General features: G+C 72.3%; 9 protein-coding genes. All 9 read left to right on the forward strand.

Going from position 1 to position 15,223, the window contains the following annotated elements; all coding sequences use genetic code 11:
- The first annotated feature begins 192 nt into the window (after positions 1-192).
- The 9 genes from OG776_RS27380 to OG776_RS27420 all read left to right on the forward strand — a co-directional run bounded on the left by OG776_RS27380 (position 193) and on the right by OG776_RS27420 (position 15,157).
- Positions 193-1,389 carry a hypothetical protein gene (locus tag OG776_RS27380; protein WP_329322688.1) on the forward strand — a complete coding sequence of 399 codons (1,197 nt, stop codon included), beginning with the start codon at positions 193-195 and terminating at the stop codon, positions 1,387-1,389.
- Positions 1,390-1,437: 48 nt separating this feature from the next.
- The gene (locus OG776_RS27385; protein WP_148013947.1) at positions 1,438-2,214 is read left to right on the forward strand and encodes a TIGR03936 family radical SAM-associated protein; all 777 of its coding nucleotides are present in this window, start codon (positions 1,438-1,440) and stop codon (positions 2,212-2,214) included.
- Positions 2,215-2,475: 261 nt separating this feature from the next.
- Positions 2,476-6,555: an Rne/Rng family ribonuclease gene (locus OG776_RS27390; protein ID WP_329326531.1), complete on the forward strand. Its 4,080-nt coding sequence runs from the start codon at positions 2,476-2,478 to the stop codon at positions 6,553-6,555.
- Between the two features lie 406 nt (positions 6,556-6,961).
- The gene (locus OG776_RS27395) at positions 6,962-8,077 is read left to right on the forward strand and encodes a DegT/DnrJ/EryC1/StrS family aminotransferase (RefSeq protein WP_329322690.1); all 1,116 of its coding nucleotides are present in this window, start codon (positions 6,962-6,964) and stop codon (positions 8,075-8,077) included.
- Positions 8,074-9,099, forward strand: coding sequence for a Gfo/Idh/MocA family protein (locus tag OG776_RS27400; protein ID WP_148013944.1), 1,026 nt, complete (start codon positions 8,074-8,076; stop codon positions 9,097-9,099). The genes OG776_RS27395 and OG776_RS27400 overlap by 4 nt, the downstream gene beginning before the upstream one ends.
- Positions 9,089-10,672 carry a glycosyltransferase family 4 protein gene (locus tag OG776_RS27405; protein WP_329322691.1) on the forward strand — a complete coding sequence of 528 codons (1,584 nt, stop codon included), beginning with the start codon at positions 9,089-9,091 and terminating at the stop codon, positions 10,670-10,672. The genes OG776_RS27400 and OG776_RS27405 overlap by 11 nt, the downstream gene beginning before the upstream one ends.
- Complete coding sequence (locus OG776_RS27410; protein WP_148013943.1) at positions 10,669-12,348, forward strand: glycosyltransferase family 2 protein; 1,680 nt, start codon at positions 10,669-10,671, stop codon at positions 12,346-12,348. Before OG776_RS27405 ends, OG776_RS27410 begins: the two co-directional genes overlap by 4 nt.
- Positions 12,349-12,357: 9 nt before the next feature.
- Complete coding sequence (locus tag OG776_RS27415; protein WP_148013942.1) at positions 12,358-13,641, forward strand: nucleotide sugar dehydrogenase; 1,284 nt, start codon at positions 12,358-12,360, stop codon at positions 13,639-13,641.
- A 181-nt stretch (positions 13,642-13,822) separates the two neighbouring features.
- A complete protein-coding gene (locus OG776_RS27420; RefSeq protein ID WP_148013941.1) occupies positions 13,823-15,157 on the forward strand; it encodes a hypothetical protein in 1,335 nt (444 codons plus the stop codon).
- Positions 15,158-15,223: the final 66 nt, after the last annotated feature.

A 15,223-nucleotide genomic window follows, 5' to 3' on the forward strand; every position in this document is an offset into this window, starting at 1 on the left:
GACGATGACGATGATGAGGACGACGGTGCCCAGTCCTATGTACATGGGTTTCTCTTTCCTTCGAGGGAGTGGCACCCATCGGTGCCTCAGGAAGCCGGGTGCCCCGGTCCGGTCCTTTCAGCCCACCCGGATCGGAACGGCCGGGAGGCGCCCCCGCGCATCCGTACGGCGGGATGACGCGTCTCCCTCGGTATGGATCTGGAGAAACCGCCCGCCGAGCGTCCCGTGCCCCGGGCCGAGGGGTGCCTCACGGTCGCCGTCCGGCTGCCGGTACGGATCGTCGTACTGGTGCTCGTGGTGCCGGTCCGCGTCGGGTGGGACGCGCTGGCCGTCGGCGGGCGGCTGCTGCGCGACAGCGTGCTGCGGCCCGCGGGGCGGGCGCTGTCGTGGGTGGCGTGGGCGGTGTTCGTGTGGCCGTGGGTGACGCTGTGGCGGTACGTCGTGGTCCCGGCCGGCCGGATGCTGGGCCGGCTCGGGTACGTGCTGCTCGTGGTGCCCGCGGTCCGGCTGTACGACCGGGTGCTCACGCCTCTCGGGCAGGTGATGGGGCGGGCGGCGCGGGGGACCGGAGCCGTACTGGTCCGTGCGCTGCGGGGATCGGGTGCCGGGCTCGGCCTGGTGTACGCGTGGCTCCTGGTGCCGGTGGGGCGGGTACTCGTCGTGCTGCTCGAAGCGGCCGGCACCGCACTCGTGGCGGTCGGGCTCGGGGCGTACCGCGGCGTTGCCTGGCTGACGCGGTATCTGATCGTCGTACCGGCGGTGTGGTGTTACGCGTGGGTCCTCACGCCGGTCGGACGGGCCGCCGCGTGGACCGTGCGCCGACTCGGACGACTCGTATGGATGATCTTCGGCGCGATCGGCACCTGCCTCTACTGGACGGCGCGGATCCTGCTGGTCCTGCCGGCGCTCGCCGTGTGGCGCGGGGTGCTGGTGCCCGTGGGACGCGTCCTCGCCGTCGTCGGCCGGGAGACCGCGGAGGCCTTCGGGCACGCCTGGCGGGTGGCTGGGCACGTCTCGCTCGCCGTGGGGCGTTTCCTGGCCCGGCTGCTCCGCCTCACCTTCGTGGAGCCCGTGCGCTGGACCTGCCGGACCCTCCTGATCCCGTTCGGGCAGGCCGTCCGCGACACGGTCCTGCGGCCCGCCGCCGAGGCCGCCCGCGGTGTGGGCCGGATCACGCGGCGGACCCTGGCCGCCGCCCGGGAGTCGGCGCGGCAGACCCTGGCCGCCGCCCGCGAGTCCGCGCGGCAGGCCGGCGCCGACGTCCGCCGGACGCTGTTCGGCGCACCGCGCGAGCCCGGGCCGCTCCCGCGGCCGGAACCCCGCGGGGAACCCGGAGCCGCCGCTGCACGTACTCTAGGTAGCAGGACGACCGCTCTCACGAAGGACTGAACGACACTGGGCAAGCGACAGCCCGAAGGCCCGCCGCCCGCACCCGCGGTGCAGCGCATCCGACTGCGCTACACCAAGCGCGGCCGCCTCCGGTTCACCAGCCACCGTGACTTCCAGCGCGCCTTCGAGCGTGCGCTGCGCCGCGCCGAGGTGCCGATGGCCTACTCGGCGGGGTTCACGCCGCATCCGAAGGTGTCGTACGCCAATGCCGCACCCACCGGCACGGGCAGTGAGGCGGAATATCTGGAGATCGCGCTCACCGCGGCGCGTGACCCGGAGAAGCTGCGCGAGCTCCTCGACGAGTCGATGCCCCTCGGGCTCGACATCATCGAGGCCGTCGAGGCCCGCACCTCGGGTCTCGCCGACCGGCTCACCGCGTCCGTGTGGGAGCTGCGCCTCGACGGCGTGCCACCCGAGGACGCGGAGCGCGCCGTCGTCGCCTTCAACGCGGCCGACACCGTGGAGGTCCAGCGCAGGGCCAAGAACGGGATGCGCACCTTCGACGCCCGCGGCGCGGTCGCGAGCCTGGAGGCGCACACCGCGCAGGCTGATAGGCCGACGGACCAGCCCTGTGCGATACTGCGGCTGGTTGTTCGGCACGTGACGCCTGCCGTTCGACCCGACGACGTCCTGTCCGGTCTTCGCGCCGTGGCCGACCTGGCGCCGCCGGTCGCCGCAGCGGTGACCAGGCTGGCGCAGGGGCTGTTCGATGAAGAGACCGGCACGGTGACCGACCCGCTCGCGCCCGACCGCGAGGCAGTCACGGCCGCCCCAGCCGATCGCACAGGGGCCGCCACAGCTGCCGCCGCGAAGGTGTCGGCGTAAGGAAGGTCCCGCGTAGGGACGGATGTCGTAGCGCCGCCCTCGTATCCGGGAGCCACCTGGGTCGGGCAGCGCACCCACCAGAAGACTTTCGCCAGGCCGTACGCACACATGGCGTACGGAACCGGCGAGACAGGACACAGAGAGCTCCCGTGCGGCGCCCGCGCCCCGGACGGCGGCACCGCGCATCGCGCGAGCCGCGGACGTCACCGGCACTGCCGGGCCAGGCGCGGCGCCCGGGAGCCTGACGGGAGATCCACCCGCATGCTCGAACCGACCGAACCCACTGAGCTCACCGGGCCCACCGAGCCCCATGAGACCTCCAAGAGGTCCGACACCGACACCACCCCCAGCGACACCCTGCCGCCGCGGCGCCGCCGCCGTGCGGCGTCGCGTCCCGCCGGTCCGCCCACGGGCGCGGCCGAGTCCCCGGCCGTCGCGGAGACCACCGCGCCCGCCATACCGCCGGTGGCATCCGCCGAGGCCGTGGCGGCCACCGGGGCGGACGAGGCCGAGGAGGCCGAGGAGTCGCTGGAGGAAGCGGCGGCCGAGACCGCCGACGCGAAACCGGCCGACGACACCGGCGCCGAGGGGCCCGCCCCGGAGACCGCCGAGGACGGCGCGCCGCGCCGCCGCCGCCGGGCCACCCGCAGGGCCTCCGCGCCCGCCGGTGCCCCCGCGCAGGGCGAGGCGGCGGACACGGCCGAGACCGTGGTCCCCGCCCCCGAGACACAGACCCCCGCCGTGGAGGCCGAGCAGGCCGCCGCCGAAGAGGCGGCACCCGCCGCCCGGCCGCGCCGTCGTGCCACCCGCCGCGCCTCCGCGCCGACCGGCGCGCCCCGTTCCGCCACCGACGGTGACGCCACGGCGGCCGTCGAGGCCGAGCCGGTCGTGCCCGTCGAGGCCCCGGCGGAGCCCGCGGCCGAGGCACCCGCCGCCGAGGACGCCGCGCCCCGCCGCGCCACCCGGCGTCGCGCCACCCGGCGTGTCTCCGCACCCGCCGGTGCGCCCGAGGGCGACACCGCCGACGAGCGTGGGGAGGCGCCCGTGTCCGCCGCGACTCAGCCGGCCGAGACCCCCGTGGTCGCCGAGACACCCGCGGTGGCCGAGACCTCCGCGGCCGAGGCCGCCGGAGAGTCCGCCGACTCCGCCGAGTCCTCCCCGGAGGACGGTGCCCCGCGTCGCGGCCGCCGCCGCGCCACCCGCAAGGCCGCCGTCGGTTTCTCCGCCCCCGCCGCGAAGGAGACCGAGTCCGGACGGCGCCCCGCGCGCCCGGCCGTCGCCGTCTTCCAGGCGCCCGTGTTCACCGAGCCGATGTTCCAGACGCCGGAGCGGGCCGCGGCCGCGGCCGCCGCCGAGGCGGCCGAAGAGGCCGCGGAGGCTCCCGAGGCGGCCGAGGTGACCGGGACCGTCGAGGCGCCGGCCGCCGAGGAGACCACCGGTGGCCGCCGTCGGCGTCGCCGCCGCGCGGCCGAGGACGAGCCCGTGGCAGCCCCCGCGCAGACCGCGCCCGTCCAGGCCGCCCCGGCCGAGGCCGCCGACGAGGAGGCGGAGGAGACCGACGAGTCCGCCGAGGACGCCGTCGAGGGCGACGAGTCCGACGAGGAGGAGTCGGCCGGTTCGCGCCGTCGCCGCCGCCGTGGCGGCCGTCGCCGTCGCCGTGGCGAGTCCGCCGACGCGGACGGCGAGGCCGGTGACGACGAGTACGCCGCCGAGCAGTCCGCGCAGGACGCCGAGGACACCGCCGAGCAGTCCGCGGAGGACGCCGAGGACGCCGAGGAGGATGACGAGCGCGAGGAGCACGGTGGCTCCAGCAGCAGCCGTCGCCGTCGCCGCCGTCGCCGTCGCGCCGGTGACTCCGGCACCGACGCCGAGTCCGGCGAGAGCGACCCCGAGCGCACCGTCGTCAAGGTCCGCGAGCCCCGCGGCAAGAAGGACGACCACCCGAGCGACGAGGTGCAGTCCATCAAGGGCTCCACCCGCCTGGAGGCGAAGAAGCAGCGCCGCCGGGAAGGGCGCGAGCAGGGCCGCCGCCGCGTCCCGATCATCACCGAGGCCGAGTTCCTGGCCCGCCGCGAGGCCGTCGAGCGTGTCATGGTCGTCCGCCAGAGCGGCGAGCGCACCCAGATCGGCGTCCTCGAGGACAACGTGCTCGTCGAGCACTACGTCAACAAGGAGCAGTCGACCTCGTACGTCGGCAACGTCTACCTGGGCAAGGTCCAGAACGTGCTGCCGTCGATGGAGGCCGCCTTCATCGACATCGGCAAGGGCCGCAACGCGGTCCTCTACGCCGGTGAGGTCAACTTCGAGGCGCTCGGCATGGCCAACGGGCCGCGCCGCATCGAGTCCGCCCTGAAGTCCGGCCAGTCGGTCCTCGTGCAGGTCACCAAGGACCCGATCGGCCACAAGGGCGCCCGCCTCACCAGCCAGGTCTCGCTGCCCGGCCGCTACCTGGTCTACGTGCCCGAGGGCTCCATGACCGGCATCAGCCGCAAGCTGCCCGACACCGAGCGCGCGCGTCTGAAGACCATCCTCAAGAAGATCGTCCCCGAGGACGCGGGCGTCATCGTGCGCACCGCCGCCGAGGGCGCGAGCGAGGACGAGCTGCGCCGTGACGTCGAGCGTCTGCAGGCGCAGTGGGAGGACATCCGGAAGAAGGCGAAGAGCGGCAACGCCCCGACGCTGCTCTACGGCGAGCCGGACATGACCGTCCGCGTCGTCCGCGACATCTTCAACGAGGACTTCTCCAAGGTCATCGTCAGCGGCGACGAGGCGTGGGACACCATCCACGGCTACGTCGCGCACGTGGCGCCCGACCTGACCGACCGGCTGTCGAAGTGGACCTCCGAGGTCGACGTCTTCGCGACCTACCGGATCGACGAGCAGCTGATGAAGGCGCTGGACCGCAAGGTCTGGCTGCCCAGCGGCGGTTCGCTGGTGATCGACAAGACCGAGGCGATGATCGTCGTCGACGTCAACACCGGCAAGTTCACCGGCCAGGGCGGCAACCTCGAAGAGACCGTCACCAGGAACAACCTGGAGGCGGCCGAGGAGATCGTGCGCCAGCTGCGGCTGCGCGACCTGGGCGGCATCGTCGTCATCGACTTCATCGACATGGTCCTGGAGTCCAACCGCGACCTGGTCCTGCGCCGCCTGCTGGAGTGCCTGGGCCGCGACCGTACGAAGCACCAGGTCGCCGAGGTGACCTCGCTGGGCCTCGTCCAGATGACCCGCAAGCGGGTCGGCCAGGGCCTGCTGGAGTCGTTCTCCGAGACCTGCGTCCACTGCAACGGCCGCGGCGTCATCGTGCACATGGAGCAGCCGACGTCCGTGGGCGGCGGCGGCAAGCGCAAGAAGCGCGGCCGCGGCGGCGCCGAGCAGGCGCACGACCACGACCACGATCACGAGCAGACGCACGAGGCCGCGGAGGAGCCGGAGACCGCCGAGTCCGAGACCGAGGTCGCCGCCGAGACCGCCGCTCCGGCGGAGGCCGTGCCGGAGTTCCGGGCCGACGAGGAGTTCTACAGCAGCGCCGCCGAGGCGGAGGCCGCGGCGTCCCGTGGCCGTTCGCGGCGACGCGCCACCCGGCGTTCCTCGGCTCCCGCGGGCGCCCCGAAGGCGGAGGAGCGTGCTCCGCGCAGCCGCCGCGAGGAGAGGGCCGAGAGGGCGTCCCGCGAGGCCGCCGAGGCCGAGCCGGTCGCGGTCGAGGACCCGGTCGTCGAGATGCCCGCAGCCGAGGTGCCGGTGGCCGAGACTGCCGAGGTGCCGGAGGCCGCGCCGGCCCCCGCCGCCGAGGACGAGGCCGCGCCCAAGGGCCGGACCCGTCGCCGTGCGACGCGCAAGGTGTCGGCTCCGGCCGGTTCACCGGACGCGGCGGAGGAGACGGTGGTCACGGTCGCGGTCACGGAGCCGGTCACGGCGCCCGAGGCCCCGGCCGACGCGAAGCCCGCCGAGGCTCCCGCAGAGAGCGCCGCGCCGGCGCGTCCGCGCCGCCGTGCCGTGCGCAAGGCCACCGCGCCCACCGCGTCCGAGGAGGCGGCCGTCGTGGTCGTCCCGTCGGCGGCGGCGGAGCCGGTAGCCGAGCCCGAGGCCGCCGGAGCGGAGGTCGCCGAGGCCGACGCCCCGGCCCCGGCGAAGAAGACGGCCGCCCGCAAGACGGCCGCCAAGAAGACGACGGCGAAGAAGACCGTCGCCAAGAAGACCGCGGCCAAGAAGACCGTCGCCAAGAAGGCCACCACGGCCAAGAAGACGACGGCGAAGAAGACGGCCGCCAAGTCGACGTCGAAGAAGACCGCGGCGGCCGAGCAGACGGCGCCGTCCGTCTCGGCGACGACGGGGGACTGAGGCCGGATCGCATACGGAAGCGCGGGGCACCCGGTCGAACGGGCGCCCCGCGCTTCGTCGTTCCGAGTACACCCCGGCCGCTCCGTCGCAGCGCGGCGGTGGACACGATCACACCAGGAAGATCGCGTGAAGAGCAGCACGCCAACTCGAAGTTCCCTCGCCGTAACCCGGAGGAAAAGCTTTGCACTTCTGCTGGTAATCTGACCGGCGGACTCGGCTGCCGGTGACACGCGGGCCGTAGACCACGTGAGGTACCCCGGGGGGCCGGGTCTTGCGGGAAACGATCGCCGTCGCAAGTCGTCGGCGGACTTCCAGGGATGCGGACGTGCCACGCTCGACACCGTTCCTTCCCGACCCGTGCACAAAGTGGTGCGCCCGAGAGGTCGCCGATGAGGAGGGGATGTCGATGACCGACGCCCATGAGCTGATATCCGCGGCAAGGCCCGTGATCGGCGAGGAAGAGATCGATGCCGCGGTGCGCGTGCTGCGCAGCGGGCGGGTCGTCCAGGGGCCCGAAGTCGCTGCCTTCGAGACGGAGTTCTCCGACGTGGTGGACGGGCGGCACTGTGTCGCCGTCAACTCCGGTACCTCCGCGCTGCACCTGACGCTGCTCGCGCTGGGCGTCGGCCCGGGCGACGAGGTCATCGTGCCGTCGTTCTCCTTCGCGGCCTCCGCCAACGCGGTACGCCTCGTCGGCGCTGACGTGGTCTTCGCCGACATCGAGGCGGACAGCTTCTGTCTGGACCCGGCGGCGGTCGAGGCGGCCGTCACGCCGCGCACCGCCGCGATCATGCCGGTCCATCTCTACGGCCACCCCGCGGCCATGGACCGGATCATGGCGATCGCCGAGCGGCACGGCCTCGCCGTGGTCGAGGACGCCTGCCAGGCGCACGCGGCGGCCCTGCACGGAACGCCGGTCGGTGCCTTCGGCAACGCGGGAACGTTCAGCTTCTATCCGACCAAGAACATGCACAGCCTCGAGGGCGGCATGGTCACCACCGCCGACGCGGAGATCGCCCGCACCCTGCGCCTGCTGCGCAACCAGGGCATGGAGCAGCGCTACGCCAACGAGATCGTCGGCGCCAACGTCCGTATGACGGACGTCTCCGCCGCCATCGGCCGCGTGCAACTCGCCAAGCTGCACGGCTGGACCGAGCAGCGCATCGCCAACGCCGCGTACCTGACGGAGCACATCAGCGCGCCGTCCGTTGTCACGCCGAGCGTCGCCGAGGGCGCCCGCCACGTCTTCCACCAGTACACCGTGCGCGTCCGGGGCGACCGCGACGCGGCCATGGCGGCCCTGACCCGGGCCGGCGTCGGCAACGCCGTGTACTACCCGACGCCGATCCACCGGCTGAAGCCGTACTGGGAGCCGGACCAGAAGGCCGGTCGCACCTGGGACCTGCCCGAGACGGAGCGCGCCGCCGCCGAGGTCGTCTCGCTGCCCGTCCACCCGGGTCTGTCCACCGGGGACCTGGAGCGCATCGTGTCGGCCGTGGACGCGCTGGGAGCCCGACTGTGAGCAGCGGGAGGAAGCTGCGGGCCGGACTCGTAGGCCTTGGTTCCATGGGGCGTCACCACGCCCGCGTCCTGTCCGGGCTGGAGGGCGTCGAATTCGTCGCCGTCGTCGACCCGATGGGCGACACGTTCGGAGCCGCCCACGGCGCACCGGTCCTGGACACCGTCGACCAGCTCATCGGCCTGGGCATCGACTACGCCGTCGTGGCCTGTCCCACGGCGCTGCACGAGCCGGTCGGCATGCAACTCGCCGAGGCCGGTGTCTGCGCGCTGATCGAGAAGCCGGTCGCCGACACCGTGGAGGGCGCGCACCGTCTCGTCGACGCGTTCGAATCGCGCGGGCTGGTGGCCGGCGTGGGCCACATCGAGCGGTGCAACCCGGCGCTGCGCTCGCTGCGCGCCCGGCTGGAGGCCGGCGAGCTCGGCGACGTCTACCAGGTCGTCACCCGCCGCCAGGGTCCCTTCCCGCACCGCATCGCGGACGTCGGCGTGGTCAAGGACCTGGCCACCCACGACATCGACCTCACCGGCTGGGTGACCGGGCGGGAGTATGTCTCCATCGCCGCGCACACCGTCTCCAAGAGCGGCCGCGAGCACGAGGACATGGTCTCCGCGGTCGGCCGCCTCGACGACGGCACGATGGTCAACCACCTGGTCAACTGGCTGAGCCCGCTCAAGGAGCGCTTCACCTCGGTCACCGGAGAGCGTGGCTGTTTCATCGCCGACACCCTCACCGCCGATCTGACATTCCACTCCAACTCCGCGATGGCGACGGAATGGGAGGCCCTCCAGGCCTTCCGTGGCGTCTCCGAGGGCGACATGATCCGGTACGCCATCCCGAAGCGTGAGCCGCTCCTGGTCGAACACGAGCTGTTCCGCGATGCCGTGCTCGGCAAGCCCGCCGACATCTGCACCCTGCGTCAGGGCACGCGGACGGTGGAGGTGGCGGCGGCCGTGCTCGAGTCCGCGCTGGAAAACCGCAGCGTTTCACTTCTTTCGGAGGGCCTGGCCGTTCATGGCAGTTGAGAACAACACGTCGGCGGACCGGCCCGTGCGCGGGCGGATCGTGATGCTCGTCGACAACGGGGTGAACGGCGACTCGCGCGTCCAGAAGGAGGCCAGGTCGGCTGCCGAAGCGGGCTGGGACGTCGTACTGCTCGGCAAGGCCAAGGGGAAGAAGGCGCAGACCTGGCGGATCGGTGAAGCCGAGGTCCGGCTTCTGTCGGTGCCCGGTCCGATGGCCCGCCGACGCCACGAGTACCGGCGTGCCGTGCTTCGTGCCCCTCTGGCCTACCAGCCCGGTCCGCTGGCCGCTCACCAGCTTCAGAAGATCAAGGCCAAGCGTGTCGACCTCAGCATCCGGCTGATCCTCGCGCAGCAGGAGGGTTCGGCCCTCGGCCGCCTGCGGCTCGCCGGGCCTCGCCTCCTGACTCGCTTCCTGTACTCCTGGGTGAAACTGCGCCACCGCAGCACCCTGGCGCTCGAGAAGCGACGCAAGGACATGGACTCCCCTCTGGACCGGTTCACCACCGCCTTCTGGAAGAAGACCATGGGTACCCGCGCCTGGCGCAGGCTCGATCCCCATCTCTGGGACTTCGAGCTCGCGTACGGCAAGGTCGTCGACGAGCTCAAGCCCGACCTCATCCACGCCAACGACTTCCGCATGCTGGGGGTCGGAGCCCGCGCCACGCTGCGCGCCCGCGCCAAGGGCCGGAAGGTCAAACTCGTGTGGGACGCACACGAGTTCCTGCCCGGGATCAAGCCGTGGAGGTCGCACCCTCGCTGGCACGTCGCCCAGTGCGCACACGAGCTGGAGTACTCGCGGCACGCCGACGCCGTGACGACGGTCTCGGACACCCTCGCCGGGATGCTCCAGGAGCGGCACGGCCTCAAGGCCCGCCCCACCGTGGTCCTCAACGCGCCCGACGCCGAGCTCTCGCCGGAGGAGGCGGCCGAGCCCGTTCCGGACCTGCGGGAGCTGTGCGGCATCGGGAACGACGTGCCCCTGACCGTCTACAGCGGTTCCGCCGCTCCGCAGCGAGGCCTCGACATCATGGTCGAGTCGCTGCCCCGGCTGCCGGACGTGCACACTGCGTTCGTCGTGCTCAACACCGAGTCCGAGTACATGAGGACCCTTCGGGCGCGGGCGCAGGAGCTGGGGGTCGGCGAACGGCTGCATCTCGTGCCGTACGTGCCGCACTACCAGGTGGTGCGCTTCCTCGCGGCCGCGGACGCCGGGGTCATCCCGATCCATCACTGGCCGAACCACGAGATCGCCCTCATCACCAAGTTCTTCGAGTACTCTCACGCCCGGCTGCCGCTGGTGGTCAGCGATGTGAAGACGATGGGTTCCATGGTCGAGCAGACCGGCCAGGGTGAGGTGTTCCGGGCCGAGGACGTGGAGGACTACGTTCGCGCGGTGAAGTCCGTGCTGGGCGACGCCGAGCGCTACCGGAGCGTCTACGACAAGCCGGGGCTCCTCGACCAGTGGACCTGGGAGGCCCAGGCCGACGTGCTGGACGAGGTCTACAGCGGGCTGCTGCCCGGAAGCGGGGCCCGGCAGACGGCCGAGCAGAGACCGGTGGAGGCACGGACATGAGTGGCACACCCGACGTCAGCGTCGTCGTCGCGGTCTACAACACCATGCCCTATCTGACGGAGTGCCTGAACTCCCTGATCGGGCAGAGCATCGGCCGGGACAGGCTGGAGATCGTCGCGGTCGACGACGGCTCCACCGACGACAGCGGTGCCGAACTCGATCGCTTCGCGGAACGGTACCCAGGCACCGTCAAGGTGCTTCACCAGGCCAACTCCGGTGGCCCGGCCGCCCCCAGCAACCGCGCGCTGGACATCGCCACGGGCCGCTACGTCTACTTCATCGGCTCCGACGACTACCTCGGCGAGGAAGCGCTGGAGCGCATGGTGGCCTGCGCCGACGAGCACGGCTCCGACGTCGTCGTCGGCAAGATGGTCGGCACGAACGGCCGCTACGTCCACCAGGCTCTCTACAAGAAGAACAACCCGGACGTCGGCCTCACCGACTCCGCCCTGCCGTGGACGCTCGCCAACACCAAACTGTTCCGGCGCGACATGGTCGAACAGCACGGGCTGCGCTTCCCCGAGCACCTGCCCGTGGGCAGCGACCAGCCGTTCACCATCGAGGCCTGCGTACGCGCGCGGAAGATCTCCGTGGTGGCCGACTACACCTGCTACTACGCGGTGAAGCGGGGCGACGCCAGCAACATCACCTACCGCGCCGACCACCTGGCGCGGCTGCGGTGCGCCGTGGAGATCATGGATTTCACGGCCGGTCTCCTCGAGGCGGGTCCGGAGCGCGACGCCGTACTGCGCCGGCACTTCACCTGGGAAGTGGCCAAGCTCGTCCAGGACGACTTCCCCGTGCTCGACCGTGAGCTCCAGCGTGAGCTCTGCGCGGGCGTCGCACGGCTCGCCGAGGCCTACTTGACCGACGGCATCCGTGACGCCATGGACGTCAAGCGCCGGGTGCGTATCTGTCTGGCCCGGGCAGGCGCGGTCGACGAACTGTGCGAGGCGATCACCTCGGAGAAGGCGAACGGGGCTCCGCCGTTCGTCGTCGAGGGCGAGAGTGCCTACGCCCGCTACCCCGGTTTCCGCGATCCTCGCATCGGTCTGTCCGACCGCTGTTACGAGCTGGTCGGGGAGGCCGTCCCCGGCCGTCTCGCGCAGGGCACCGAACTGCTCGCGTCCGCCTGGGAACAGGAGGGCGAAGGGATCACGTACGCCGCCACCCTGCGGCTGCCGGTCCTCGGCGACGTCGACGGAGCCGTGCTGCGTCTCGCCCAGGGCGCCATGCCCGCGTCCGCGGACAAGGCCAAGGCCAGAAAGCTCCCGAAGAGCCGCGAACTCCCGCCTCCCGTGGGCGCGTTCACGACCGAAACCAGCGAGGACGGCGCGTCCACCGTGCTCCACGCGCGGGTGCCGCTCGACCGGAGCCCGGCCAAGCTGGGTGTACGGGTCTATCTCGACGTAGCCGGATCGACCTACGAGATCCCCGTACGCGGCGTGGACAAGCCCATGCCGCTGGCGCGCCGTTGGGGAGCTTACGAGACTCCGTACTTCGCGCGGGCGACGGTGAATCCCAAGGGCCGTGTGGTGATCACCACGGGTCCCCTGCACCGGCCGAAGCCGCCCCTGGTCTCCCGGGCGAAGTCGGCCCTCGCCCGGCGACTGAAATCCCGATCCGCGGGCCCGAAGGCGAGCGGTTCCCCCACGAGCCGTGCGAAAAGGAAGTAGCGACCGTCCATGAACATCTGTGTAGTAGCCCTCGGCAAGATCGGGCTTCCGCTGGCCGTGCAGTTCGCGTCCAAGGGACACCGGGTCATCGGCGCGGACGTCAACGAGAAGGTCGTCGAGCTGGTCAACGCCGGCACCGAGCCGTTCCCCGGTGAGCACGACCTGGACGTCAAGCTCAAGCAGGCCGTCGACGCCGGTCTGCTGAGCGCGACGACGGACACCGCGAAAGCGGTCGCGCAGTCCGAGGCCGTGGTCGTGGTGGTCCCGCTGTTCGTCGACGTGGAAGGCACGCCGGACTTCGGCTGGATGGACTCCGCGACGAAGGCCATCGCCCAGGGCCTCAAGCCGGGCACGCTCGTCTCCTACGAGACCACACTGCCGGTCGGTACCACCCGCACCCGCTGGGCGCCGATGCTGGCCGAGGCCTCGGGCCTGACCCCGGGGGAGGACTTCCACCTGGTCTTCTCGCCGGAGCGGGTCCTCACCGGGCGTGTCTTCTCCGACCTGCGCCGCTACCCCAAGCTGGTCGGCGGCGTCGACGAGGCGTCGACCGCGCGGGGCGTGGAGTTCTACGAGCAGGTGCTCGACTTCGACGAGCGCGCCGACCTGCCGCGGCCGAACGGCGTCTGGGACCTGGGCACCGCCGAGGCCTCCGAGCTCGCCAAGCTCGCCGAGACCACCTACCGCGACGTCAACATCGGCCTGGCCAACCAGTTCGCGCGCTTCGCCGACAGCAACGGCATCGACGTCAAGAAGGTCATCGAGGCCTGCAACTCACAGCCGTACAGCCACATCCACCAGCCGGGTATCGCCGTCGGCGGCCACTGCATCCCGATCTATCCGCGGATGTACCTGTGGAACGACCCGTCCGCGACCGTGGTCCGTTCCGCGCGCGAGGCGAACGCGGCGATGCCGGAGTACGCCGTGGACCTGCTGGCGGCCGCCTACGGCGACCTGGCCGGGGCGAATGTCCTGGTGCTGGGCGCTGCCTACCGCGGCGGCGTGAAGGAGACGGCCTTCTCCGGCGTCTTCCCGACTGTCGAGGCGCTCAGGGCCCGTGGCGCCGTCCCGTTCGTCTCGGACCCGATGTACACGGCCGAGGAACTGGCGGCGCACGGTCTGCCGCCGCACGCCGGTGAGAAGGTCACCGCGGCGATCCTGCAGGCCGACCACGCCGAGTACCGGACGCTGGTCCCGGCGGACCTGCCGGACGTCACGGTCCTGGTCGACGGACGCCGCACGACCGACCCGGAGGCCTGGAAGGGCGTCCGCCGGGTTGTCATCGGAGGCTGACACCCACCCGCACCTGATGGGCCCGTCCGGGCGTACGGGACGGGCCCATGCGGTGAAGCGGAAGGGGAGAGCCGTCGGAACAGGGTCCCGGCACCGGCGCCTCGGACCGCCTGGACGTCGTCATATGATCCGACCCTGGCCACGCTGCCGGGGTTGGCCGCTCACTGCTCAGGATCCTCACGTGCCCGCTGTTCTCACCGCCGTCACCGCGTCCTCCACGGCGCGGATCGCTGCCCGGGTACGCGGCAGCCGGTCCGCTCTGCCGCTGGCGATCTGTGCGCTGTACGCGGTGTTCCAGCTCGTCGCGGGGCCGCAGTGGACGATGTTCCCGGATTCCTACCGGTACGCGCGGGCGGCGGAGCAGTATCTCGGCGCCTCACGAGAGGAAGCGCATCGCACGGCGCTGGCCGCCTACTGTGCCAGCCGCGCCGACCGCACGGCGCACGACGAGCGGCTTCAGCCGATGGTCCACGAGAGCCGGAACGTCCTCAAGGCCGCTGCCGAGCGCTCCTGCCTCGAGCGGTGGACCGACGCTCCCGACATCACCACCGGCGACCCGCGCTACCAGGCCATCTTCTCCGGCCGACCGGGCTATCCCCTGCTCGCGGCGCCGTTCGTCGGAGCGTTCGGAGTGCTGCAGGGGATGCGGCTGCTGGGGGCGGTCGTGGCAGCAGGGGGCTCGCTGCTCGTGTTCGGACTGCTGGGCTGTGCGGGGCTGAGCCGGCGAGCCGCGGCGGCCGGACAGGTGGCTTTCCTCGCCACACCGCTCGGCTGGTGGAGTGCCCAGGCGTTGAGCGAGGGGCTGTTCACGGTGTGTGTGCTGGGCGTGCTCTGGGGCGGTCTGCTGCTGCTCAGAGGCCGGTCCCTGGTGCGGGGGGGTGCTCTGGTGACCCTCGGTTACCTGGCCGGCGGGGTCACCCGCTACTCGTCGGCCCTGGTGCTGGCGGTTGTCCTCGGCGCGGCCGCGACGTGGGCTCTGTGCCTCCGGCCTCCGTGGCGCCACCGGGGTACGGTCGTCCTCGCGGTGTCTTCCGCGCTGGCGGCCGCCGGGGTCCTCGCCGCCATGCGGTTTCTCGGCCTGGCCTCCTCGCAGGCCACCCTTCAGGACACCTTCACCCATCACTTCGACGCTCCGGAGATCGCCGATCCCTGGAGCGCGCTGCTGGGTCTCGCCGTCCGGTTCGCGCGGGACTGGATCGCCCAGCAGGCGGGCCTCCCGTACTTTCTGGTCCTCACGGGCCTCGCGACCTGGGCGCTGGCCCGGCACGGCAGGGGACTGGGCCTGCTCGCCGTGGCCACCGCGTTCACCGGGGCCTCCGCGGTCCTGGCCCACCCGCTCGTCCAGGAGGCCGACCGCCTCGGTGTCCTGATGTGGACGCCCGTGGTGCTCGGCCTGCCCCTCCTCGTCGACCGTCACTGGTCCTCGGGGCCGGTGACGGAGACGGAGCTTCGGCGTGCCGGCCCAGGGCTGCCCGAGGCGCGGGCCGGAGCCCGCCCCGCTGATCAGGAGCGCTGATCCGGAAGTCCCGACCGTCATGAGCGGCGATCCTGCTCGCGGAGGGTTCTGACCGACTGCTGCTCA

Source organism: Streptomyces sp. NBC_01689, from assembly GCF_036250675.1.
Lineage (GTDB): Bacteria > Actinomycetota > Actinomycetes > Streptomycetales > Streptomycetaceae > Streptomyces.

What these genes read in the sequence shown, in the direction of transcription:
- OG776_RS27390 (WP_329326531.1), top strand. Translation starts at nt 2,476, where the DNA reads ATGCTCGAACCGACCGAACCCACTGAGCTCACCGGGCCCACCGAGCCC.
- OG776_RS27405 (WP_329322691.1), top strand. Translation starts at nt 9,089, where the DNA reads ATGGCAGTTGAGAACAACACGTCGGCGGACCGGCCCGTGCGCGGGCGG.
- OG776_RS27410 (WP_148013943.1), top strand. Translation starts at nt 10,669, where the DNA reads ATGAGTGGCACACCCGACGTCAGCGTCGTCGTCGCGGTCTACAACACC.
- OG776_RS27415 (WP_148013942.1), top strand. Translation starts at nt 12,358, where the DNA reads ATGAACATCTGTGTAGTAGCCCTCGGCAAGATCGGGCTTCCGCTGGCC.
- OG776_RS27395 (WP_329322690.1), top strand. Translation starts at nt 6,962, where the DNA reads ATGACCGACGCCCATGAGCTGATATCCGCGGCAAGGCCCGTGATCGGC.
- OG776_RS27380 (WP_329322688.1), top strand. Translation starts at nt 193, where the DNA reads ATGGATCTGGAGAAACCGCCCGCCGAGCGTCCCGTGCCCCGGGCCGAG.